Source organism: Aeromonas sp. QDB63 (genome assembly GCF_027707425.1).
Classification (GTDB): domain Bacteria; phylum Pseudomonadota; class Gammaproteobacteria; order Enterobacterales; family Aeromonadaceae; genus Aeromonas; species Aeromonas caviae.
Map to the genome: position 1 here is coordinate 1 of NZ_JAPCIS010000004.1, position 21,733 is coordinate 21,733.

General features: G+C 64.1%; 19 protein-coding genes. 9 read left to right on the forward strand and 10 right to left on the reverse strand.

Annotation, left to right across the window (positions count from 1 at the left end; genetic code table 11):
- The 7 genes from PG879_RS03970 to PG879_RS04000 form a co-directional block, all read right to left on the reverse strand.
- The coding region (locus PG879_RS03970) for a transposase (RefSeq protein WP_148102785.1) at positions 1–226 on the reverse strand (226 nt) is incomplete at its 3' end.
- 290 nt (positions 227–516) lie between these two features.
- Positions 517–1,323: a tryptophan synthase subunit alpha gene (trpA, locus tag PG879_RS03975; protein WP_041213215.1), complete on the reverse strand. Its 807-nt coding sequence runs from the start codon at positions 1,321–1,323 to the stop codon at positions 517–519.
- Positions 1,320–2,513: a tryptophan synthase subunit beta gene (trpB, locus tag PG879_RS03980; RefSeq protein ID WP_041213214.1), complete on the reverse strand. Its 1,194-nt coding sequence runs from the start codon at positions 2,511–2,513 to the stop codon at positions 1,320–1,322. Before trpB ends, trpA begins: the two co-directional genes overlap by 4 nt.
- A gap of 65 nt (positions 2,514–2,578) precedes the next feature.
- Positions 2,579–4,084, reverse strand: a complete 1,506-nt coding sequence (gene trpCF, locus PG879_RS03985; protein WP_225159816.1) for a bifunctional indole-3-glycerol-phosphate synthase TrpC/phosphoribosylanthranilate isomerase TrpF — start codon at positions 4,082–4,084, stop codon at positions 2,579–2,581.
- Complete coding sequence (gene trpD, locus PG879_RS03990) at positions 4,084–5,097, reverse strand: anthranilate phosphoribosyltransferase (RefSeq protein WP_128273735.1); 1,014 nt, start codon at positions 5,095–5,097, stop codon at positions 4,084–4,086. The genes trpCF and trpD overlap by 1 nt, the downstream gene beginning before the upstream one ends.
- Before the next feature lie 10 nt (positions 5,098–5,107).
- Positions 5,108–5,707 carry an aminodeoxychorismate/anthranilate synthase component II gene (locus PG879_RS03995; RefSeq protein WP_039039194.1) on the reverse strand — a complete coding sequence of 200 codons (600 nt, stop codon included), beginning with the start codon at positions 5,705–5,707 and terminating at the stop codon, positions 5,108–5,110.
- A complete protein-coding gene (locus PG879_RS04000; RefSeq protein WP_041213211.1) occupies positions 5,700–7,334 on the reverse strand; it encodes an anthranilate synthase component 1 in 1,635 nt (544 codons plus the stop codon). Before PG879_RS04000 ends, PG879_RS03995 begins: the two co-directional genes overlap by 8 nt.
- A gap of 424 nt (positions 7,335–7,758) precedes the next feature.
- Between PG879_RS04000 and rnm the strand changes: the two genes are divergently transcribed.
- The 6 genes from rnm (at position 7,759) to tesB (ending at position 13,024) form a co-directional block, all read left to right on the forward strand.
- Positions 7,759–8,640 carry an RNase RNM gene (rnm, locus tag PG879_RS04005; RefSeq protein ID WP_270829800.1) on the forward strand — a complete coding sequence of 294 codons (882 nt, stop codon included), beginning with the start codon at positions 7,759–7,761 and terminating at the stop codon, positions 8,638–8,640.
- A 126-nt stretch (positions 8,641–8,766) separates the two neighbouring features.
- Complete coding sequence (locus PG879_RS04010) at positions 8,767–9,387, forward strand: L-threonylcarbamoyladenylate synthase (protein WP_010673702.1); 621 nt, start codon at positions 8,767–8,769, stop codon at positions 9,385–9,387.
- Entirely contained in the window at positions 9,380–10,261 is an 882-nt protein-coding gene (locus PG879_RS04015) for a segregation and condensation protein A (RefSeq protein WP_010673703.1), read from the forward strand. The genes PG879_RS04010 and PG879_RS04015 overlap by 8 nt, the downstream gene beginning before the upstream one ends.
- 41 nt (positions 10,262–10,302) lie before the next feature.
- Positions 10,303–10,995, forward strand: coding sequence for an SMC-Scp complex subunit ScpB (gene scpB, locus PG879_RS04020; RefSeq protein WP_042014199.1), 693 nt, complete (start codon positions 10,303–10,305; stop codon positions 10,993–10,995).
- Positions 10,988–11,911 (forward strand): 23S rRNA pseudouridine(2605) synthase RluB, encoded by a 924-nt coding sequence (gene rluB / locus PG879_RS04025; RefSeq protein WP_039039190.1) that lies wholly within the window; start codon positions 10,988–10,990, stop codon positions 11,909–11,911. Before scpB ends, rluB begins: the two co-directional genes overlap by 8 nt.
- 249 nt (positions 11,912–12,160) lie before the next feature.
- Positions 12,161–13,024 (forward strand): acyl-CoA thioesterase II, encoded by an 864-nt coding sequence (gene tesB / locus PG879_RS04030; RefSeq protein WP_041214836.1) that lies wholly within the window; start codon positions 12,161–12,163, stop codon positions 13,022–13,024.
- A 63-nt stretch (positions 13,025–13,087) separates the two neighbouring features.
- Here tesB and PG879_RS04035 read toward each other — a convergent pair whose 3' ends face one another.
- From PG879_RS04035 to PG879_RS04045, 3 genes are all read right to left on the reverse strand, one after another.
- Positions 13,088–14,263, reverse strand: coding sequence for a dicarboxylate/amino acid:cation symporter (locus PG879_RS04035; protein WP_042014198.1), 1,176 nt, complete (start codon positions 14,261–14,263; stop codon positions 13,088–13,090).
- 168 nt (positions 14,264–14,431) lie between these two features.
- The gene (locus PG879_RS04040; RefSeq protein WP_235672012.1) at positions 14,432–14,995 is read right to left on the reverse strand and encodes a class I SAM-dependent methyltransferase; all 564 of its coding nucleotides are present in this window, start codon (positions 14,993–14,995) and stop codon (positions 14,432–14,434) included.
- A gap of 92 nt (positions 14,996–15,087) precedes the next feature.
- Positions 15,088–15,723 (reverse strand): TetR family transcriptional regulator, encoded by a 636-nt coding sequence (locus PG879_RS04045; RefSeq protein WP_180898796.1) that lies wholly within the window; start codon positions 15,721–15,723, stop codon positions 15,088–15,090.
- A 154-nt stretch (positions 15,724–15,877) separates the two neighbouring features.
- On the opposite strand from PG879_RS04045, the gene PG879_RS04050 reads away from it, so the two are divergent.
- From PG879_RS04050 to PG879_RS04060, 3 genes are read left to right on the forward strand one after another with little or no spacing between them, the layout of a single operon-like run.
- Positions 15,878–17,059: an efflux RND transporter periplasmic adaptor subunit gene (locus tag PG879_RS04050; protein ID WP_010673710.1), complete on the forward strand. Its 1,182-nt coding sequence runs from the start codon at positions 15,878–15,880 to the stop codon at positions 17,057–17,059.
- A gap of 17 nt (positions 17,060–17,076) precedes the next feature.
- Positions 17,077–20,226, forward strand: coding sequence for an efflux RND transporter permease subunit (locus tag PG879_RS04055; protein ID WP_143237809.1), 3,150 nt, complete (start codon positions 17,077–17,079; stop codon positions 20,224–20,226).
- Positions 20,219–21,634, forward strand: coding sequence for an efflux transporter outer membrane subunit (locus PG879_RS04060; protein ID WP_043155092.1), 1,416 nt, complete (start codon positions 20,219–20,221; stop codon positions 21,632–21,634). Before PG879_RS04055 ends, PG879_RS04060 begins: the two co-directional genes overlap by 8 nt.
- Positions 21,635–21,733 lie beyond the last annotated feature (99 nt).

Below are 21,733 nucleotides of genomic sequence, written 5' to 3' on the forward strand. Positions count from 1 at the left end.
CGCCATCGCTCAGGTTGTACCAATGCTGCATGCAGTGAATGCGTAGCATGGTTTCCAGCGGATAAGGTCGCCGGCCATTACCAGCCTTGGGATAAAACGGCTCGATGACTTCCACCATGTTTTGCCATGGCAGAATCTGCTCCATGCGGGACAAGAAAATCTCTTTTCTAGTCTGACGGCGCTTACTGCTGAATTCACTGTCGGCGAAGGTGAGCTGATGACTCATGATGAACCCTTTTTCATGGCTCCAGATGACAAACATGATCTCATATCAGGGACTTGTTCGCACCTTCCCTAACACTTTAAGCTTAGTGTTGGATTATCTGATTGTTTAGTTCTCAAGTGTTCTTCTCCTATTGCCTTCCCAAGAAACGGTACAACGATGTTAATGATCATAACAAATACGAAATAGAAAGGGAGCCGGTTAGGCTCCCTTTGGTACGCTGATATCATTATGGCTGAGGCGGATACGCAGCCGGACCATTCACGGCCAAGGGCATGTGGCCAGTGCGCCCCTTATCGATTGGTCGCGGCCTTCATCCCTTCCACAAACTCCTTCAGACGGGTGAGCATATGCTCCGGGTTCTGGTGGTGGGTCTCGATGATCTTCACCACTGCCGAACCCGAGATGGCGCCGGCGGCGCCAGCCTTGATGGCATCGCGTACCTGGGCCGGTTCGCTGATGCCAAAGCCGAGCAAGGCGGGGGGGGCGTTGAACTCGCGCAGGGAGTTGATGAGGCCCTCCACCGGCATGCCGGCCTTGGTCTCGGCACCGGTCACGCCAGCACGGCTCACCAGATAGGTGTAACCGTTACCCAGCTCCGCCACCTGCTTCAGGGTTTCGGCGTCGCCATTGGGCGGGGCGATAAAGATGCTGTCGATGCCGAACTTGTCGGCCGCCGCCTTGTAGGGGGCGCACATCTGCACCGGCACGTCGGCCACCAGCACCGAATCCACCCCCGCCTGCTGGCACTTCTCGTAGAAGCCGTCGATGTGGCGCACATAGACCAGGTTCGCGTAGACCAGGAGGCCAATGGGGAGCTGCGGGTACTTGGCGCGGATGCGGGCGAGCAGGCCGAAGCAGTCGTCCGGGGTGGTGTGGCTGGCAAAGGCACGCAGGGCGGCACCCTGAATGGTGGGGCCGTCCGCCACCGGATCGGAGAAGGGAATACCGAGCTCGAGGGCGTCGGCGCCCCCTTGGACCAGGGCATCGACGATGGCCAGGGACAGTTCGGGGGTGGGGTCACCCAGCATCACGAAGGGCACGAAGGCGCCCTGATTGGCCTTGTCCAGACGGGAGAAGAGTTGAGCGTAACGGTTCATGACAAGGTTCCTTCTTTTTCAAAGATGTCGGCAACGGTGAAGATGTCTTTGTCGCCACGGCCGGAGAGGTTGACGATGAGCACCTGCTCTTTTTCCGGTTCACTGCGGGCCATCTTGAGGGCATGAGCCAGGGCGTGAGAGGACTCCAGCGCCGGGATGATCCCTTCGGATTTGGCCAGCTCCTGGAAGGCGTCCAGTGCCTCCTTGTCGGTCACCGAGGGGTACTCGGCGCGGCCGATGGCGGCCAGGTGGGCGTGCTGGGGGCCGACGGAGGGGAAGTCCAGCCCCGCCGAGACGGAGTAGGACTCCTGGATCTGGCCCTGGTTGTCCTGCATCAGGAAGGAGTGCATGCCAAAGAAGACCCCCTTGCTGCCGTGACCCAGCGGCGCGCCGTGCTCGCCGCTCTCGATGCCGTGACCACCGGGTTCGACCCCGATAAGGCGCACTTCAGGGTTGTCGATAAAGTCCGCAAACATGCCGATGGCATTCGAGCCGCCGCCGACGCAGGCGATCACCGCATCCGGCAGGCGCTCCTCCTTCTCGAAGCACTGGGCCTTGGCCTCTTCCCCGATCATCTTCTGGAACTCCCGCACGATAGTGGGGAAGGGGTGGGGGCCGGCGGCGGTACCGAGCAGGTAGTGGGCGGTTTCATAGTTGGCAGCCCAGTCGCGCAGTGCCTCGTTGCAGGCATCTTTGAGGGTGCTGGAGCCGGAGTGCACCGGGATGACGGTGGCGCCCATCAGCTTCATGCGAAATACGTTGGGCTTCTGGCGCTCGCAATCCTTGGCGCCCATATAGACCCGGCACTTGAGGCCGAGCAGGGCACAAGCCAGGGCTGTGGCGACGCCGTGCTGACCGGCGCCGGTCTCGGCGATGATCTCGTGCTTGCCCATGCGCTTGGCAAGCAGGGCCTGACCCAGCACCTGGTTGGTCTTGTGGGCGCCGCCGTGCAGCAGATCTTCACGCTTGAGGTAGAGGCGGGTCTTGGTGCCCTTGGTCAAATTGCGGGTGAGGGTGAGCGGTGTCGGGCGACCGGCGTACTCGGTCAGGAGCGCCTGAAACTCGGCGACGAAAGCCGGATCATCCTTGGCATCGACGAAGGCCTTCTCCAGCTGGAGCAGGGCGGGGATGAGGATCTGGGGCACATACATACCACCAAATTCACCGAAAAACGGATTGAGCAGGGTCATACATTATTCCTTGTGCTTATGGGCAAACGCAGTTCATTAATTCGTTGAATGAGTCACGGGGGCGCTCACAGTTGGCGCAGGGCACCAAAGGCGGCCGCCAGCTTGTGGGCATCCTTCCTGCCCGGGGCACTCTCCACCCCGGAGTTGAAATCAAGGCCCACACAGCCCACCCGGGCGGCCTCGAGGGCGTTGTCGGGGTTGAGCCCCCCTGCCAGCATCAGTTTGCTCTTGTCGAGCCCGGCCAGCAGAGTCCAGTCGAACGCCTGACCGGTGCCGCCGCTCTGGCTGCCGACTTTCGTATCCAGCAGCAGGCGATCCGCCGGGTAGTCGAGGGCGGGCAGGGGCTCGCCACTTGTGACTCCAACCGCTTTCCAGATCTGGCAGCCTGCCGGCAGCAGCGCGCGCAGGGGCTCGACATAGGCGGCATCTTCATCCCCGTGCAGTTGCACGGCGGCGAGCCCCAGCGCATCCACCGTCTTGGCGATGGTGGCGGGCTGGGCATTGCGAAACACCCCGACGTAAGAGAGCGGCGCACCCGCCATCACGGCGCGGGCGGCGGGAATGTCCACGTAGCGCGGGCTTTTCGCCACAAAGATAAGGCCGCCGAACACGGCGCCCGCCTGATGGGCGGCGGCGGCGTCCTCGGGACGAGTCAGGCCGCACACCTTGTTCTGGCCGAGCACGAGCTTGCGCACCGCGGCCTCCAGATCCGGCTCCGCCATGAGGGAAGAGCCCACCAGGAAGCCCTTGGCGTGGTGGCGCAGGGCCGCCACCTGGGCTCGGTGGTTGATGCCGGATTCGCTGATCACCACCCGATCCCCCGGGATCCTGGCCGCCAGCTGCCGAGTGCGGGCGAGATCGACGCTCAAATCCCGCAGATCCCGGTTGTTGATGCCAATCACCGGGGCGCCGAGGTCGATGGCGCGGGTCAGCTCCTCCTCGTTGCTCACCTCGGTGAGCACCCCGAGGCCCAATTCTTTCGCCACTTTGAACAGGGCGCGATACCCCTCGTCGGTGAGCACGGAGAGCATCAAGAGGATGGCGTCCGCCTGATAGTGGCGGGCCAGATAGACCTGATAAGGGTCAATCATGAAGTCCTTGCAGAGCACCGGCTGCTGGACGCGGCCGCGTACCCGGGGCAGGAAGGCGAAATCCCCCTGGAAGAACTTCTCGTCCGTCAGCACCGAGATGGCGGTGGCGTAGTGGCCATAGATGTCGGCGATGGCCTCCGGGCTGAAGTCATTCCGGATCAAGCCCTTGGAGGGGGAGGCCTTCTTGCACTCCAGAATGAAGCGGGTGGAGCCTTTGCGCAGATCCCCCTCGAAATCCCGATCGCTCGGGGTCAGCGCGTCCTGGAAGCTCGCCAGGGGCTGGCTTTCCTTGCGGGCGGTGACCCACTCCTGCTTGGCCGCCACGATCTTGCCGAGAATGGTCTGGCTGATGGAGGCCATGTTCAGAAAGGCGTGGGGAGCAATGACATCTGACATCTCGTTATCCTTGCGAAGCTGGCTGTTGCCCGTCGGGCGTTCTGGGTGAGTGCCCCTGGGGCACGCGGTGGTGGTGGCTGACATCATGCCTCCTGATGGCTCAGGGTAGCGAGATCCCGGGCGAGGAGGGCGGCCTGGCCGCTTGCCAGCACCGCCAGCACCCGGGCGGCGGCCTGCCGAAAGTCCGGGGCCTCGCCCGCCATGACCAGGAGCGGCGCCACGTTGGCGGCGATGGCGGCGTTGTGGGCCGGGCTGCCGCGTCCTTCCAGGATGGCGGCGGTGATGGCGCGGTTCTCCTCGGGCTCACCGCCCTGGATGGCGCTGACCGGGTAGGTGTCGAGGCCAAAGTCCGCCGGGGTGAGCAAGTACTCGCGAATTTCGCCGTCACGGATTTCCGCCACCTGGGTCGGGCCGTGGATGGCAATCTCGTCGAGACCGGCGCCGTGCACCACCATACCGGTTTTCAGGCCGAGTGCCAGCAGGGTTTCGGCGATGGGGCGCACCAGCTCGGGGGCATAGACCCCCATCAGCTGGAAGCTGGGACGAGCGGGGTTGATGAGCGGCCCCAGCACGTTGAACAGGGTGCGGGTCTTGAGGGCCTGGCGCACCGGCATGGCATGGCGCACCCCGGCGTGGTACTGGGGGGCGAACAGGAAGCAGACCCCGAGCTCGTCCAGGCAGCGGCGGGCCTGGGCCGGGCTCATGTCGAGCTTGATGCCCATTTTATCGAGCAGATCGCTCGACCCCGACTTGCTCGAGACCGAGCGGTTGCCGTGCTTGGCCACTTTCAGGCCGCAGGCGGCGGCCACCAGGGCCGAGGTGGTGGAGACGTTGATGGTGTTGAGGCCGTCTCCCCCGGTGCCGACGATGTCGCAGAAGACATAGTCCGGGCGCGGGAAGTCGCGGGCTTCGGCCAAGAGCGCCTCGGCGGCGCCGGCGATCTCCTCCGGGGTCTCTCCCTTGATCTTGAGGGCGGTCAAAAGGCTTGCGAGCACGATGGGATCCACTTCACCACGAACCACCTGGCCGAAGGCGTCGCGGGCGGCGTCGCGGGTGAGAGACTGACCCTGATAGAGGGTGTTGAGATGTTGATGCATGGTCTCTTCCTTACCGCACGTGGCTTTCTGGACGGGTGACATGGGCGAGGGCCTGGGTGAGCAGGCGGGCCCCTTCGCTGGTCATGATGGATTCCGGGTGGAACTGGAAGCCCAGCACCCGCTCGTCACGCTGCTCGATGGCCATGGGCATGCCCTGATAGTGGGCAATCACCTGCAACTCTTGTGGCACATAGGTGGCCACCAGGGAGTGGTAGCGGGCCACCGGCAAGGGGCTCGGCAGCCCCGCGAAGGCGCCATGGCCGTTGTGCTCGATGAGGGAGCGCTTGCCGTGGACGATTTCCCCCGCCGCCCCGACGGTGCCGCCGTAGGCTTCGCACAGGGCCTGATGACCGAGGCAGATGCCGAGGATGGGCACCCGGCCCCGGGCCAGCTTGATGAGATCGATGAGGCAGCCCGCCTCATGGGGGGCGCCCGGCCCCGGGGAGAGCACCAGCACGGCGTCCCCTTCGCAGGCGTCGATCTCCTGCATGATGCGGCTCGCAGGCAGGCTGTTGCGGTAGATGCGCACCGGGTAGCCCAGGGTGCGGAACTGGTCGACGAGGTTGTAGGTAAACGAGTCGAAGTTGTCGAGCAGGAAGATGTTAGTCATGGCTCACGTCCTTGTGTTGTTCCTGCTGGGCGCTGAGGGCCTGCAGGGAGGTGCCATGGCTGGCAGCGATGGCGGCCAGCACGGCCGCCGCCTTGGCGCGGGTCTCGTCCGCCTCGGCCTGGGGTTTGGAGTCATAGACCACCCCGGCGCCGGCCTGGACATGGGCGACCCCCTCTTTCACGAAGGCGGAGCGGATGACGATGCAGGTGTCCATCTCCCCTGCGCCGTTCAGGTAACCCACGGCGCCGCCGTAGCTGCCGCGACGCTTGCCTTCCACCATTCGGATAAGCTCGCTGGCGCGCAGCTTGGGGGCACCGGTCAGGGTGCCCATGTTCATGCAGGCCTGGTAGGCGTGCAGGGCGTCAAGGTCGGCGCGAAGGGTGCCCACCACCCGGGAGACCAGGTGCATGACGTGGCTGTAGCGATCCACTTTCAGCAGATCCTTGACGTAGCGGGTACCGGGGGCGGAGATGCGGGCGATGTCGTTGCGGCCCAGATCCACCAGCATCAGGTGCTCGGCCACCTCTTTCTCGTCCTGGCGCAGCTCCAGCTCGATGCGGCCGTCCAGATCCAGGTTGATGCTGCCGTCCGGGTTGAGCCCACGGCGGCGGGTACCGGCGATGGGGTACATCTCCACCTGGCGGCTGTTGGCGCAGAACTTGACCGCGCTCTCGGGGGAGGCGCCAAACAGGGTGAAGCCCTCGTCCTGCACGTAGAACATGTAGGGGCTGGGGTTGGTCTGCTTGAGGCGGCGATAGGCGGCGACGGGATCCGGGCAGGGGAGGGAGAAGCTGCGGGACGGCACCACCTGGAAGATGTCACCACGGCGGATGAAGCCCTTGAGCTTCTCGACCTCGGCGCAGAACTGCTTGTCCCCCTTGTCGACGGCCAGGGCGCCGGTCAGCGGCGCCGTGCCCTGCGGCGCAGGCAGCGGCTGCTGACAGGCCTGTTTGAAAGACTCGAGGCGAGCGGTCAGGCGGGCGTAGCGCGCGTCCAGCTGCTCGTCCTCTTCGCCGCCGAACAGGCAGGCCAGCAACTGGGTGCTCTGCTTGATGTGGTCGATGGTGATCAGGGTCTCGGCCACATAGAAGCAGTAGTCAGGGCAGTCGTTGCTCCCCTCTGGCACCTCGGGCAAGTCTTCAAAGGAGGCGATGAGGTCGTAGGCGAAGCTGCCCGCCATGAAGAGGGCCTCTTTGCCCTGCTGGCATTGCAGCTCCCGCTGCAGGGTACGCAGCACGTCCAACACGCTGCTGCCCTTGAGGCGGCTGTCTTCGTCAAGTTCCCGATCGGACGCCGGGAAGTCGAGGTGCAACTCGTCCGCCACCCGGGTCTGGGTGATGACGGCGGGCAGGCGCTGCTCCAGCAGACGCAGCAGGGCGGCGCCGTTGTCGCCGAGGGGGCGCACCTGCACGGCGCGGCCGCGGCACTCGATGCGCAGGCAGGCGTCCACCAGCAGCAGGCTCTGGGTGCCGGCCTTGGAGTCGATCTCCACCGATTCGAGCAGCAGGTTGTTGGGTCTGTCCTGGCAGAGTCGGGTATAGAGTGCCAGGGGGTCTGTCACATAGGGGGCATTGAGCCGGATGGTATCGAATTCGCCCAGGGGCAAACGGGTCTTGTTGCCTGTCATAATGCCTTCCCTTGCATGTGTTGTGTGTCACCGATGGTCATGGCGCTGTCTCTCTTGAAAATGGGTCGGGTTCGGGTCACGTCAGCGAGTTCGCCATCGCCATGTCAGTGTGCTTCTCTGAATTGTCGGTTTCATCACAGGTCCATTTGCCGGATAATAAAAAAGCCCGCTGGGGTCAGCGGGCTTTTTCTTTGGGTTCTTAACTTGCTGTCAGATTACAGGTACAGCAACGACCACACGCCCGCATGTCAGGGAGTGTGCCACCACCAGATGGTCAGGATGGAAGTCGCTTGCATGAGATTGAGTCCTGTAAAAAGATGTTTGCAATGAAGTGCCTACAGAAAACGATAAAGCCGCGGCCAAGTCAAGTCGCTTTTTTGCCGGCCTTTTCCAGGCAGGTCCCAAACAAGAGCGAAACACGCCGATGAGATTCGATCTGCATTGCCACACCACCGCCTCGGACGGGGTGCTGAGCCCCGCCGACCTGGTGCGCCGCGCCGCCGAAAAAGGGGTGGAGGTGTTAGCGGTCACTGACCACGATACCCTCGACGGGCTTGAGGAGGTGCGCCAGACCATCTCGGTTGACCAGTTGCCACTGCGCCTGGTGAACGGGGTGGAGATCTCCACCGGGTGGGAGCATCACGAGATCCACATCGTGGCCCTCGGGGTGGATGAGAAAAATCCCCAGTTGCTCGCCTTTCTGGCAGGGCAGCGGGCCCGCCGGGAGGCGCGCGCCGAGGAGATCGGGCGTCGTCTGGAGAAGTGCCTCATCCCGGGCACCTATGAAGAGGCCAAGCAGCTTGCCGGTGACGCCGCCGTGACCCGGGCCCACTTTGCCCGGGTGCTGGTGGCGCGCGGGGTGGCCGACAATATGCAGAAGGTGTTCAAGAAGTACCTGAGCCGGGGCAACAAGGGCTATGTGCCCGCCGAGTGGCCCGGGATGGGGGAGGCCATCGAGGCCATCCACGCCGCAGGCGGGCTGGCGGTGCTGGCCCACCCGAGCCGCTACAATCTCACCGCCAAGTGGATCAAGCGGCTGCTGGTGGCCTTCAAGGCCGTCGGGGGAGATGCCATGGAGGTCTCCCTGCCCCAGCAGAGCCCACAGGAGCGGGCGAATCTCGGCCAGTGGGCCAGGGAGCACGATCTCTATATTTCGGTGGGGTCCGATTTTCACTTCCCCTCCAACTGGACCGAGCTTGGCCGCCACCTCTGGCTCCCCAAGGAGGGGATGCCGCTGTGGCTGGGTCACCCCGGTCATTTCGGGCTCACCCCCGAGGAGCATGCGGGCCTGCTGGCCAGCCGCTGACCCCCCCGGGCCGGCATCTTTGATGCAGGCGAGTCTGCGTCAAACAGGTTAAGGTAGTGTCATGGGCCAAGGGGCCCTTGACCATGAAGCGGGCAACGAGCGTGCCCCCTATCGCGAGAAGAGCATATGAGTCAGCATTTTTACGTACATCCCGACAATCCCCAGGTTCGCCTCATCAGCCAGGCGGTGCAGATCCTGCAAAACGGCGGCGTCATCGTCTATCCCACCGACTCCGGCTACGCCCTGGGCTGCCAGATGGGCAACAAGGATGCTTTGGAGCGCATCTGCCGCATCCGTCGCATCGAGCCGAACCACGACTTCACCCTGGTGTGCCGTGATCTCTCGGAGATCTCCACCTATGCCAAGGTGGACAACACCGCCTTCCGGCTGGTCAAGAACAACACCCCCGGACCCTACACCTTCATCTTCAAGGCCACCAAGGAGGTGCCGCGTCGCCTCATGAACGAGAAGAAGAAGACCATCGGCATCCGGGTCCCGGCCAACAACATCGCGCTGGCCTTGCTCGAGGCCCTCGGTGAGCCGCTGCTCTCTACCACCCTGATCCTGCCGGGCTCCGAGATGGCGGAGTTCGACCCCGAGGAGATTGCCGACAAGCTCGGCAAGCAGCTGGATCTGGTGGTCAACGGCGGGTATCTGGGCGAGCAGCCCACCACTGTGGTGGACTTCTCCGACGACGAGCCCGTGCTGCGTCGCCGCGGTGCCGGGGATCCGACGCCGTTTGAGTGATCTTGCCGACCCCGTGCCCGCGCTGACAACCCCCGCGGGCACGACGGGGGAGGCTTCCCTTCCCCCGCCCATCGCCACCGTGCTGGGGCAGCCCTACCATGAGCTGCCCCAGGACTTGTTCATCCCCCCCGATGCGCTGGAGGTGTTTCTCGACACCTTCGAGGGGCCGCTGGATCTCTTGCTCTACCTCATCCGGCGCCAGCAGCTCGACATCCTCAACCTGCCCATCCTGCAGATCACCGCCCAGTACATGGAGTACGTGGATCTGATGCAGGGGCTCAACCTCGAGCTGGCGGCGGAATACCTGCTGATGGCGGCCTGGCTCGCGGAGATAAAGTCCCGCCTGCTGCTGCCCAAGGCCCCGGAGCTGGAAGACGAGGAGGAGGGGGAAGACCCTCGCGTCACCCTCATTCGTCGCCTGCAGGAGTACGAGCGCTACAAGCTGGGGGCGGAGCGGGTCAATGCCCTGCCGAGGGTGGAGCGGGAGATCTTCGTCGCCGCCGCCATGGCGCCGGATTTTGGTGCCTTGAAGCCATTGGCGCCCGATGTTTCTCTGGTTGAACTCGCCCTTTACATGCAAAGTGTGGTAAAACGCGCGACTCATTTTGAACATCACCAGATCCGCCGCGAGCAGATCCCGACCCGGGTACGGATGGCGGAGATCCTCGCCATGCTCTCCCTGGGCCAGACCCTGCGCCTGGAGCAGGTGCTGCGGGCCGAGGAGGGGCGCATGGGGGTGCTGGTGACCTTCCTGGCCCTGCTGGAGCTGTGCAAGGAGCAATTGATCTGGATCTTGCAGGCGGAGCCCCTGGGCCCCATCCATTTTGCCCTGGCCAGTCAGGGGAAAGGGGAGGAGCATGAGCATCTACACTGAGCGAGGGGCGGCGCCAGGGGCGCGGACCCGGGAGGTCCACCGTGGCGCTGCCTGCTGAACGATTGAAGACCCTGATCGAGGCGGCGATCTTCGTGGCGGGGCGTCCCCTCACGGTGAGCGAAATCAAGGGCAGCGTGCTCTCGGACTACCCGGTCACCGGCCGCTATGTCCAGCTGCTGCTGGCAGAGCTCAGACAGGATTACAGCGAGCGGGGGGTCGAGCTCAAAGAGGTGGCCTCCGGCTGGCGTTTCCAGGCCCGCCAGGAGTACGCCGAGGAGCTGTCGCGCCTGTGGAGCGAGCGGGCTCCCCGTTATTCCCGCGCCGTGATGGAGACGCTGACGCTGATTGCCTATCGTCAGCCCATCACCCGGGCGGAGATAGAAGCCATCCGCGGGGTGGCGGTGTCGAGCCAGATCGTCAACACCCTCAAGGAGCGTGGCTGGGTGCGCAGCATCGGCCACAAGGAGGTGGCGGGTCGCCCCGAGCTGCTCGCCACCACCCGTGAATTTCTGGACTATTTCAACCTGCAGAGTCTGGAGCAGCTCCCCGAGCTGGATCCCGAGCTGCAGGCCCCCTTGTCGCTCATGCCGGGCGAGGGCGGTGACGGTCAGCCTCTGGCAGGCCGTGCTGAGCATGAACATGGTGGGGAGGCCAACGGGGCCTTCCCACAAGAGCCAAGGTTGTCCGCGATGTCGGCGGGCAGCGATCAACAATCAGGTAAACCCGATGAGTGAAAAACTGCAAAAAGTATTGGCCCGCGCGGGTCAAGGCTCCCGTCGTGAGATGGAGGCCCTGATCACCGCAGGTCGGGTCAGCGTGGATGGCAAGGTCGCCACGCTGGGGGATCGCGTCGAAGTGAACGCCGTGATCCGGGTGGATGGCCACCAGGTCAAGACCCGCGCCGCAGAGGAAGTGATCTGCCGCGTGCTGGCCTACCACAAGCCCGAAGGGGAGATGTGTACCCGCCACGATCCGGAAGGACGTCCCACCGTGTTTGATCGTCTGCCCAAGATGGATGGCGCCCGCTGGATAGCGGTCGGCCGCCTCGACGTCAACACCTCCGGTCTCTTGCTGTTCACCACCGACGGCGAGCTGGCGAACCGCCTGATGCACCCGAGCCACGAAGTGGAGCGGGAATACGCGGTGCGGGTCTTTGGCGAGATCACCGAAGCCATGTTGCAGCGCCTGCGCAAGGGCGTGCAGCTGGAAGACGGCATGGCCAAGTTCAACAAGATCAAGCCCGCCGGTGGCGAGGGTCTGAACCAGTGGTTCAACGTCACCCTGACCGAGGGCCGCAACCGGGAAGTGCGCCGCCTGTGGGAATCCCAGGAAGTGCAGGTGAGCCGCCTGATGCGTATCCGCTACGGCGACGTCAAGCTGGATCGCGGCATCCCCCGCGGCGGCTGGCAGGAGCTGAAACTCCCCGAGGTGAACTACCTGCGCGGCCTGGTCAACCTGCCCAACGAGACCGAATCCAAGGTCGATCTGCAGCAGGATGGCAAGAGCACCCGCCACAAGCAGGCCGCCCAGATCCGTCGCGCCGTGAAGCGCCACAAGGAGATGCAGGGCAAGGAGCCGCGCGCCCGTGCCACCACCGCCCGTCGCAAGCCGACCTCCTCCACCCGCAATTCCGGCACCGGCAGCAAGTAAGCCGCCGCCACGGGCCGCTCGCCCCGGATACGCACAAGCCCGCACTCCAAGGTGCGGGCTTTTTTGTGTTCCGGACATGTTCCCGGCCTGGTACGACAAAGAGGGCGGCGCAGGGGGCTTTTTCATTCCTTTTGCTAATGCATTTTTGTTTTCATCAATTTCTCTTTCTTTTTTCGACCCTGCCGAGGGAGCTGTTGCCCTGCCGGGACGGGCTTGTTAGCCTTTCGCGCACAAAGACAGGAGAAACCAATGAGCAAGGTACTGGATGAGCTGCTGGCGTTGCTGGCGCTCGAAAAGATCGAGGAGGGCCTGTTTCGGGGCCAGAGCCAGGATCTCGGGTTGCGATCCGTGTTTGGCGGACAGGTGATGGGGCAGGCCTTGTCAGCCGCCAAGCAGACGGTGGCAAGCGACCGCCAGGTCCACAGTTTCCACTCCTACTTCCTGCGCCCCGGGGATGCCAACAAGCCCATCGTCTACGACGTGGAGAACATCCGCGACGGCCAGACCGTCTCCACCCGCCGGGTCAAGGCCATCCAGAATGGCAAGCCCATCTTCTACCTCAACGCCTCCTTCCAGGTGGAAGCCGAGGGCTTCGAGCACCAGGCGAAGATGCCGGGCGGCATCACGCCCCCGGAGCAGCTCAAGAGCGAGCTGGAGCTGGTGCGTCCCTACGAGCAGATGATCCCGGCGGCCCTGCGGGACAAGATCCTGTGCGAGAAGCCCATCGAAATTCGCCCCGTGACCCTGGTGGACCCCATTCGCCCGGATGTCCACGAGCCCCTTCGCTACACCTGGTTCAAGGCCAATGGCCCGGTGCCGGACGATCAGCGGGTCCACAACTACCTGCTGGCCTATGCCTCCGACTTCCACTTCCTGTTCGCCGCCCTGCAGCCCCACGGGGTCTCCTACTGGGAGCCGGACATGCAGGTGGCCACCATCGATCACTCCATGTGGTTCCACCGGGAGTTCCGGCTGGACGACTGGCTGCTCTACGTGGTGGACAGCCCGAGCGCCAGCGGCGGTCGGGGTCTGGTGCGCGGCCAGTTTTTCACCCGGGATGGGGTATTGGTGGCGAGCACCATGCAGGAAGGGGTGATCCGCCGCCGGGGCTGAGACGCCCCCTTGCGCCAACGAAAAACGGGAGCCGATGGCTCCCGTTTTTTATTGCCTGCGCTATCAGGCTGCGTCCTGCTCGGTGCTGAGTGCTGGCTCGCCCCGGGCGAAGCGGTCGGCCCACAGGGCGATGACGCCATCACCGGTGACGTTGCAGGCGGTGCCGAAGCTGTCCTGGGCCAGGTAGAGGGCGATCATCAGGGCGATGGAGGCCTCACCGAAGCCGAGCATGGAAGTGAGCAGGCCGAGCGCGGACATGACACCGCCACCCGGTGCGCCCGGCGCGGCAATCATGATGACGCCCAGCATCATGATGAAGGGCACCATGGTGCCGTAGCCCGGAATGGCCAGGTGTTCGGAGAGGAACATCACCGCCGTGGCGCAGGTTACCAGGGTGATGGTGGAGCCGCACAGGTGGATGGTGGCGCACAGGGGCACGGTGAAGTTGGCGATGCCGTCGCTCACGCCGTTGCGCTTGCTGGCTTGCAGGGCCACCGGAATGGTGGCGGCGCTGGACATGGTGCCAAGGGCGGTGAAGTAGGCGGGCAGCATGTTCTTGATGAGCATGACGGGGGAGCGCCCCTGAGCGAGGCCGGTGCCGACGAACAGGACGCAGAGCCAGATCCAGTGCATGACGATGGCCATCACCAGCACCACTCCGAAGGTCTTGAGGGTGGCGAAGACGGTGCCTTCCACCGTCATCTCGACGAAGACGCCGGCGATGTAGAAGGGGAGCAGGGGAATGATCACGCGTGCCAGCAGGCGGTCGATGATGTCACGGCCCTGATCGGCGACCCGGCGCAGGTCGGTGGCCTGGGTGGCGCTGATGCCGATGCCGAACACGAAGGCGGCGGCCAGGGCCGACATCACCCCGAACAGGGGCGGGATCTCGAGGTTGATGTAGGAAGCGAGCTTGGTGGCAGCCTCGGCGGTAGGCTCGGCGGCCGTGGTCAGGTGCGGGATCAGGTGGCTCGCCACGGTGAAGGCGAACAGGCCCGCCAGTATGGTGGAGCAGTAGGAGAGTCCCACCGTCTTGCCCAGCAGCTTGCCGGAGTTCTTCGGCAGGCTGGCGATGCCGCTCATGATGAAGAAGAGGATGATGAGCGGGATGGTGAAGGTGATGAGCTGGCCTATCACCGTCTTGGCGGTGAACAGCACGCGGGCGACCCATTCGGGGGCATAGAGACCGAGCAGCAGGCCGGCGAGGATACCGGCAACCAGATTGAGAACGAGTTTCATGGGGGAATCCAGGTGTTGGTGTCTGATTTGTTATTTAATTTTGATTTTAATGCCGCTTTTTAACACAAACACCGCATCTTGTCTGCTTTATGGTGGTTAACTCAGGGTTAAATATTGTTAACGGGCTGAATGCCGTGAGGTGTCACTGTCCCCGGGGGCTTTCGCGGATCAGCGCCGCACCAGCAAGGCGTGCAGCCAGGGGCCGTTCACCTCATCTTCCCCCACCCAGTTATGGTGCAGGGTGAAGGGGAGGGGAGCGATCAGGCGTCGCAGCCCCGCCTCGTCGAGCCGGGTCTGCAGGGGATATTCCCCCGACCGTGGCAGCGGTTCACCCTTCCCGTGGGGGAAGGAGGCGTAGAGGGGGCCCCCGGCCTTGAGCAGGGTGGCCAGATGACCGAGCGCCGGGGCTATCTCGTGCTCGGGCAGACAGGGGAGGGAGCCGCTGGCCCAGATACCGTCATAGGGAACGACGCTTTGCATCTGCTCGACGCGGCAGACTCGCACCGGCTGACCGCACAGGCGCGAGGCGGCAGCGGCCTGCGCCCGGCTCGCATCGAAGGCGGTCACGGTGAGGCCCTGCTGGCGAAAGAGGCGCAGATCCTCTCCTGCCCCGCAACCGGCCTCCAGCAGATGACGGCCGTTGCCCAGCAGGGCCAGGAAGGGGGCATGGGCGCCTGCCACGAGGGCGGGGCGAGGGGCAGCGTCGTGCGCCGGCGCGGGGGCGTGTGGCAAGGGTGTCGGGCTCATCGTGGTGGGGGGGGCGTTACTCTAGCAGGTTTGCCCCCGGCTGTTGAGCATTGGCGGGGGCGGCGCGTCTTGCTGACTCAGGGGTGGCGGCGAAGGGTGGGGCTCGCGATGAGGGTGAACAGGGTATCGAGGAGGAAGTCCGACTCCTCAATCAGATCGATGCGATCCGGGAAGTGCAGCCAATTGATGATGTAGCCGTCCAGAGTGCAGTGGAGCAGGGTGGCGGCGCGGCGCAGATCCAGCCCCTCGGGCAGTTGGCCGCGGTGCACGGCATTGGCCAGGGTGATCTCCAGATCCCGGAAGAAATTCATGGATTGCAGGTGCATGTGCTCGCGCATGACGGCGGCCTCTCCCTCCATGGATTCCAGATTGAACATGATGGTGAACATCTGCTGGTGGGCGGGCTCGGTGCTGATCTTGAGCATCACCTCCTTGAGAAAGCTGCGCAGCTTGCCCAGGGGATCCGGCTCCGCCTCGTCGACGCAGGCATCGAGCTGGTGGGAGAGGGGGGCACACAGCTCCTCCCACAGGGTGACGAACAGCTCTTCTTTATTCTTGAAGTACCAGTAGATGGCGCCCCGGGTGAGGTCCGTCGCCTTGGCGATATCGGTCAGGCTGGTGCGTGCCAGCCCCTGTTGGCAGAAGAGATCCAGGGCCGTGCTCATGATGTTGCAGCGGGTTTGCTGCGCCTCTTCTTTGGTGCGTCTGGCCATTGACTCCGGTCCTGTTTAAAAGTGAAAAAAGTTTCTTACATACATTCATGAATGTATGTATATTGCCTCATCTTCGCCGTTTTACCAACAGGGGCCTTATAAACCCTGTGGTTTTGTCGCTTCTTTTTGATTGAAACTGAGGTTCAGAGACTTGATGCATAAACATATTCTCGCACGTTCGGTCGGCCTTGCCTTGCTGGCAAGCGGCCTGCTGGCTGGCTGTGGTGACAAGGACGGGGCCCAGCAGGCCATGGGGGAGATGCCTCCCGCCGCCGTGGACGTGGTCACCCTCCATACGGCCCCCCTGCAACTGTTGTCCGAGCTCACCGGCCGCACCGCCCCCCTGCGGGTGGCCGAGGTGCGTCCCCAGGTGAACGGCATCATCCTCAAGCGCCTGTTCACCGAGGGGAGCGACGTCAAGGCCGGTCAGCTGCTCTATCAGATTGATCCCGCCGTCTATCAGGCCGAAGTGGCTTCCGCCAAGGCCAACCTCGCCAAGGCCGAGGCCAACGAGCGCAGCGCCCGCCTCAAGGCCCAGCGCTACGCCGAGCTGGTGAAGGTGAAAGCCATCAGCAGCCAGGAGTATGACGACGCCGACGCGGCCTGGAAACAGCAGCTGGCCGAGATCGGGGCCGCCAAGGCCGCATTGCAGACCGCCAACATCAACCTGGCTTACACCCGCATCACGGCCCCCATCAGCGGCCGCATCGGCAAATCGGCGGTGACCGAGGGAGCCCTGGTGACCGCCCAGCAGGCGGACAGCCTCACCTCCATCTCCCAGCTCGATCCCATGTACGTGGACGTGCGCCAGTCCACCGCCGACCTGCTGCGCCTCAAGCGCCTGGTGGCCGAGGGCAAGCTGACCCAGGGGGAGAAGGACGGGGCCGGTGTCAGCTTCCAGCTGGAAGATGGCAGCCAGTATGGCGAGAAAGGAGCCCTCCAGTTCTCCGACGTGACCGTGGACGAGGCGACCGGCATGGTGACCCTGCGGGTGATCGTGCCCAACCCGGATCAACTGCTGCTGCCCGGCATGTTCATGCGCGCCACCTTGCAGGAGGGCGAGCGCCCGCAAGGCCTGCTGGTGCCCCAGACTGCCGTGACCCGTACCCCCAAGGGCGGTGCCACCGTCATGGTGGTGACGGCGGACAACAAGGTGGAACTGCGTGAAGTGCAGGTCGGCCGCATGTCCGGCGACAGCTGGGTGGTGGAGTCCGGTCTCAAGGCTGGCGAGAAGGTGATCGTCGCCGGTCTGCAGAAAGTCAAACCCGGGGTCGTGGTGGCGCCCACTGAACGTGCCGGCAACAGCGCACAACAGACCCCGGCAACCAAGCAGTAGGATGGAGTAGTCGCCTCATGGCACGTTTTTTCATAGATAGACCCATTTTCGCCTGGGTGATCGCCCTGGTGATCATGCTGGCCGGGGCCATGGCCATCATCGGCCTGCCGGTGGCCCAGTACCCGACCATCGCCCCGCCGGCGGTTGGCATCTCCGCCAGCTACCCGGGGGCCTCCGCCAAGACGGTGGAAGACTCGGTGACCCAGATCATCGAGCAGAACATGACCGGGCTGGATCACCTGCTCTACATGTCGGCGCAATCCGACTCGTCAGGGAACGTCAGCGTGACCCTCACCTTCAAGCCGGGCACGGATCCCGACATCGCCCAGGTGCAGGTGCAAAACAAGCTGCAACAGGCCATGTCGCTCCTGCCCCAAGAGGTGCAGCAACAGGGCGTGCAGGTCCAGAAGACCTCCAGCAGCTTCCTGATGGTGGCCGCCTTCATCTCCACCGATGGCGCCATGACCAACGATGACCTGGCGGACTATGTGGTAGCCAACATCAAGGAGCCCCTGAGCCGTCTGGACGGGGTCGGTGACATCACCTTGTTCGGCAGCCAGTACTCCATGCGCGTCTGGCTCGATCCCCACAAGCTCAACCGGGTGCAGATGACCCCGGCCGACATTCAGGCCGCCATCAAGGCCCAGAACGCCCAGGTTGCCTTCGGCAAGCTGGGGGGGACCCCTGCGGTGAGCGATCAGCAATTTACCGCCACCATCATGGGCCAGACCCGGCTCTCCACCGTGGAGGAGTTCAACAACATCCTACTGCGGGTGAACCAGGACGGATCCAAGGTCCAGCTCAAGGACGTGGCCCGGGTCGAACTTGCCGGTGAAGACTACGACGCGACCGCGCTCTACAACGGCCAGGCCACCGCCGCCGTCGCCATCAAGCTGGCGACCGGTGCCAACGCCCTGGACACTGCCGAGCACGTGCGGACCAAGCTGGGTGAACTCTCCGAGTACTTCCCGGCCAACATGGAAATCGTCTATCCCTACGACACCACGCCGTTCGTGAAGATCTCCATCGAGGAGGTGGTGCAGACCCTGATCGAGGCGATCTTCCTGGTGTTCTGCGTCATGTATCTGTTCTTGCAGAACTTCCGGGCGACCCTCATTCCGACCATCGCGGTGCCCGTGGTCCTGCTCGGCACCTTCGGGGTGATGGCGGCCTTCGGCTTCTCCATCAACACCCTGACCATGTTCGGTCTGGTGCTCGCCATCGGCCTCTTGGTGGATGATGCCATCGTGGTGGTGGAGAACGTGGAACGTCTGATGAGCGAGGAGGATCTCTCCCCCCTCGAGGCGACCCGCAAGTCCATGACCCAGATCACCGGCGCCCTGGTGGGCATCGCCCTGGTGCTGTCGGCGGTGTTCGTGCCCATGGCCTTCTTCGGAGGCTCTACCGGTGCCATCTATCGCCAGTTCTCCCTCACCATCGTCTCGGCCATGGTGCTCTCGGTGCTGGTGGCCTTGATCCTGACCCCGGCCCTGTGCGCCACCCTGCTCAAACCCATGAAGCACGGTGAATTCGGCGCCCAGCGCGGTTTCTTCGGCTGGTTCAACCGCTTCTTCGACACCAACGCCAACCGTTACCAGAACGGCGTGCGCAAGGTGATCAAGCAGGGCACCCGCTACGGCATCATCTATCTGGCCATGCTGGCGGTGCTGGCGGTGCTCTTCATGCGCATGCCCACCTCCTTCCTGCCGGAAGAGGATCAGGGGGTCATCATGTCCATGGTGCAGCTCCCGGTGGGGGCAACCAAGGAGCGGACCGAGGTGGTGCTCGGGGAGATGCGCGACTACTTCCTCGAGAACGAGAAGGAGAACGTGGACTCCGTGCTGACGGTGGCGGGCTTCAGCTTCGCCGGTAGCGGTCAGAACAGCGGCATGGCCTTCATCAAGCTCAAGGACTGGAGCGAGCGCAAGGGGGAAGAGCGCAGCGCCAATGCCATCATCGGCCGCGCCATGGGGTTCCTGTTCAGCATCAAGGAAGCCCAGGTCTTCGCCTTCAACCTGCCCCCCATTCCGGAACTCGGCACGGCCACCGGCTTCGACTTCTTCCTGCAAGACCGCGGCGGTCTGGGTCACGAGAAGCTGATGCAGGCGCGCAACCAGTTGCTCGGCATGGCGGCGCAGGATCCCAACCTGGTGCGGGTACGCCCGAACGGGATGGAAGACACGCCCCAGCTCGACATCAAGATCGATTACGAGAAGGCGCTGGCCCAGGGGCTCTCCATCACCGACATCAACAACACCCTGTCGGCGGCCTGGGGCTCCTCTTATGTGAACGACTTTGTCGACAGAGGCCGGGTCAAGAAGGTCTATCTGCAGGCGGATGCCCCTTTCCGGATGAACCCGGAAGATCTGAAGCTGTGGTACGTGCGCAACAGCGCGGGCCAGATGGTGCCCTTCTCCGCCTTTGCCAGCACGGAGTGGAGCTTCGGCTCGCCCCGTCTTGAGCGCTACAACGGTGTCTCCGCCATGGAGATCGTCGGTGAGGCGGCCCCGGGCAAGAGTACGGGTGATGCCATGGCGGCCATCGAGGAGATGGTCAAGCAGTTGCCGGAAGGGATCGGCATCGAGTGGACCGGCCTCTCCTTCCAGGAGCGTCAGGCAGGCTCCCAGGCGCCGGCCCTGTACGCCATCTCGCTCCTGGTGGTCTTCCTCTGTCTGGCGGCCCTCTACGAGAGCTGGAGCATTCCGTTCTCGGTCATGCTGGTGGTGCCGCTCGGGGTGCTGGGGGCCATTTTGGCCGCGACCCTGCGCGGGCTTGAGAATGACGTCTACTTCCAGGTAGGCCTGCTCACCACGATCGGGCTGTCGGCCAAGAACGCCATCCTCATCGTCGAGTTCGCCAAGGAGCTGCACGACAAGGGGATGAGGCTCGGGGATGCGGTGGTGGAGGCCTCGCGTCAGCGCCTGCGCCCCATCCTGATGACCTCGCTCGCCTTCATCCTGGGGGTACTGCCCCTGGTGATCAGCACCGGGGCGGGCGCCAGCAGCCGAAACGCCATCGGGACCGGCGTTATGGGGGGGATGATCAGTGCCACCGTGCTCGCCATCTTCTTCGTGCCGCTGTTCTTTGTGCTGGTGATGCGCTATTTCACCGAACGCAAGCATGCCGGGGAAGAGAGTGTCCACACCAAGGAGATCAACCATGACTAAGACCCTGATCGCCCTGGGCGTGACCCTGATGATGGGGGGCTGCTCCATGGCCCCCGACTACCAGCGCCCCGAGCTGCCCCAAGGCGCCTCCTGGCAAGCTGACCTGGCCGCCAAGGGGGAACTTGCCCCCTGGCGCCAGCAGTTCCAGGACCCGGCCCTTCAGACGCTGATCGGCACCGCCCTTGAGAGCAACCGGGATCTGCGCCTGGCAGCCCTCAACGTCGAGGCCTACGAGGCGAAATACCGTATCCAGCGGGCGGCCCAGTTGCCGACCCTGGCCGCCAGTGGCAGCGGCACCCGCCAGCAGGGATCCGACGATCTCAGTAGTACGGGGCAGGGCACCATCAGCAGCCAGTACGGCGCCAACATCGGCATCACCGCCTATGAGCTGGATCTGTTTGGCCGGATCCAGAGCCTGAAAGATCAGGCCCTTGAGACCTATCTGGCGCAAATCGAGACCCAGCGCAGCACCCAGATTGCGCTGGTGGCCTCGGTGGCGAATGCCTACTTCACCCTGCTGGCGGATCAGGAGTTGCTGGCCCTGAGCCAGGCGACCCTCGCCACCGAGCAGGAGAGCTATGCCCTGACCGAGCACAAATACCGCCTGGGCGCCGCCTCCGAGATGGAGCTGGCCCAGGGGCGCACGGCACTGGAAAACGCCAAGGTCAGCCAGGCGCAATACCAGCGTCTGGTGAAGCAGGACAGAAACGGTCTGGCCCTGCTGCTTGGCACCGATATCCCGGTGCTGGCGGCACAACCGGCCACCCTGGCCGAGGTGAAACTGGCGCCGATCCCGGTGGGGGCGCCCTCCAGCCTGTTGCAGCAACGCCCGGACATCCTGGCGGCGGAGCACAACCTGAAGGCGGCCAACGCCAACATAGGGGCGGCCCGTGCCGCCTTCTTCCCGACCATCTCGCTCACCGCGACGGCGGGCACCGCCAGCAACCAGCTGAGCGGTCTGTTTGACGGCGGCACCGGCACCTGGACCTTCATGCCCCAGATCAATCTGCCCATCTTCGATGGCGGCAAGCGCGTTGCGGATCTGGACGTGGCCGAGGTGGGGACCAGGCAGGCGGTGGCGAGCTACGAGAAGAGCATCCAGACCGCCTTCAAGGAGGTCGCGGATACCCTCGGTGCCCAGGCTGACTACGCGCAGCAGCTGCAGGCGCAACAGGCGCTGGTGGATGCCAATCAGACCTACTTCAGGCTGGCGGAGGTGCGTTACGAGCAAGGGGTGGACAGCTACCTGACCCGCCTCGATGCCCAGCGCTCCCTGTTCAGCGCCAAGCAGGGGCTCATCAGCACCCGGCTCGCCCAGCTGAGTAACCAGGTCGCCCTCTACAAGGCCGTCGGTGGCGGCTGGCAGGCGCCGAAGGACGCAGAGCCGGCATCAGACAAACAGGGTTGACCCCTCGGGGTTGACGTAAAAAGCATCAGGGGCGAACCACTAGGTTCGCCCCGTTTTTTTATCTGTCATGTCGAGAAGCCAAATCGAGGCAGGTGACAA

Coding starts and splice junctions, on each gene's coding strand:
- trpA (WP_041213215.1), bottom strand. CDS start 1,323: ATGAACCGTTACGCTCAACTCTTCTCCCGTCTGGACAAGGCCAATCAG.
- trpB (WP_041213214.1), bottom strand. CDS start 2,513: ATGACCCTGCTCAATCCGTTTTTCGGTGAATTTGGTGGTATGTATGTG.
- trpCF (WP_225159816.1), bottom strand. CDS start 4,084: ATGTCAGCCACCACCACCGCGTGCCCCAGGGGCACTCACCCAGAACGC.
- trpD (WP_128273735.1), bottom strand. CDS start 5,097: ATGCATCAACATCTCAACACCCTCTATCAGGGTCAGTCTCTCACCCGC.
- PG879_RS03995 (WP_039039194.1), bottom strand. CDS start 5,707: ATGACTAACATCTTCCTGCTCGACAACTTCGACTCGTTTACCTACAAC.
- PG879_RS04000 (WP_041213211.1), bottom strand. CDS start 7,334: ATGACAGGCAACAAGACCCGTTTGCCCCTGGGCGAATTCGATACCATC.
- rnm (WP_270829800.1), top strand. CDS start 7,759: ATGAGATTCGATCTGCATTGCCACACCACCGCCTCGGACGGGGTGCTG.
- PG879_RS04010 (WP_010673702.1), top strand. CDS start 8,767: ATGAGTCAGCATTTTTACGTACATCCCGACAATCCCCAGGTTCGCCTC.
- rluB (WP_039039190.1), top strand. CDS start 10,988: ATGAGTGAAAAACTGCAAAAAGTATTGGCCCGCGCGGGTCAAGGCTCC.
- tesB (WP_041214836.1), top strand. CDS start 12,161: ATGAGCAAGGTACTGGATGAGCTGCTGGCGTTGCTGGCGCTCGAAAAG.
- PG879_RS04035 (WP_042014198.1), bottom strand. CDS start 14,263: ATGAAACTCGTTCTCAATCTGGTTGCCGGTATCCTCGCCGGCCTGCTG.
- PG879_RS04045 (WP_180898796.1), bottom strand. CDS start 15,723: ATGGCCAGACGCACCAAAGAAGAGGCGCAGCAAACCCGCTGCAACATC.
- PG879_RS04050 (WP_010673710.1), top strand. CDS start 15,878: ATGCATAAACATATTCTCGCACGTTCGGTCGGCCTTGCCTTGCTGGCA.
- PG879_RS04055 (WP_143237809.1), top strand. CDS start 17,077: ATGGCACGTTTTTTCATAGATAGACCCATTTTCGCCTGGGTGATCGCC.
- PG879_RS04060 (WP_043155092.1), top strand. CDS start 20,219: ATGACTAAGACCCTGATCGCCCTGGGCGTGACCCTGATGATGGGGGGC.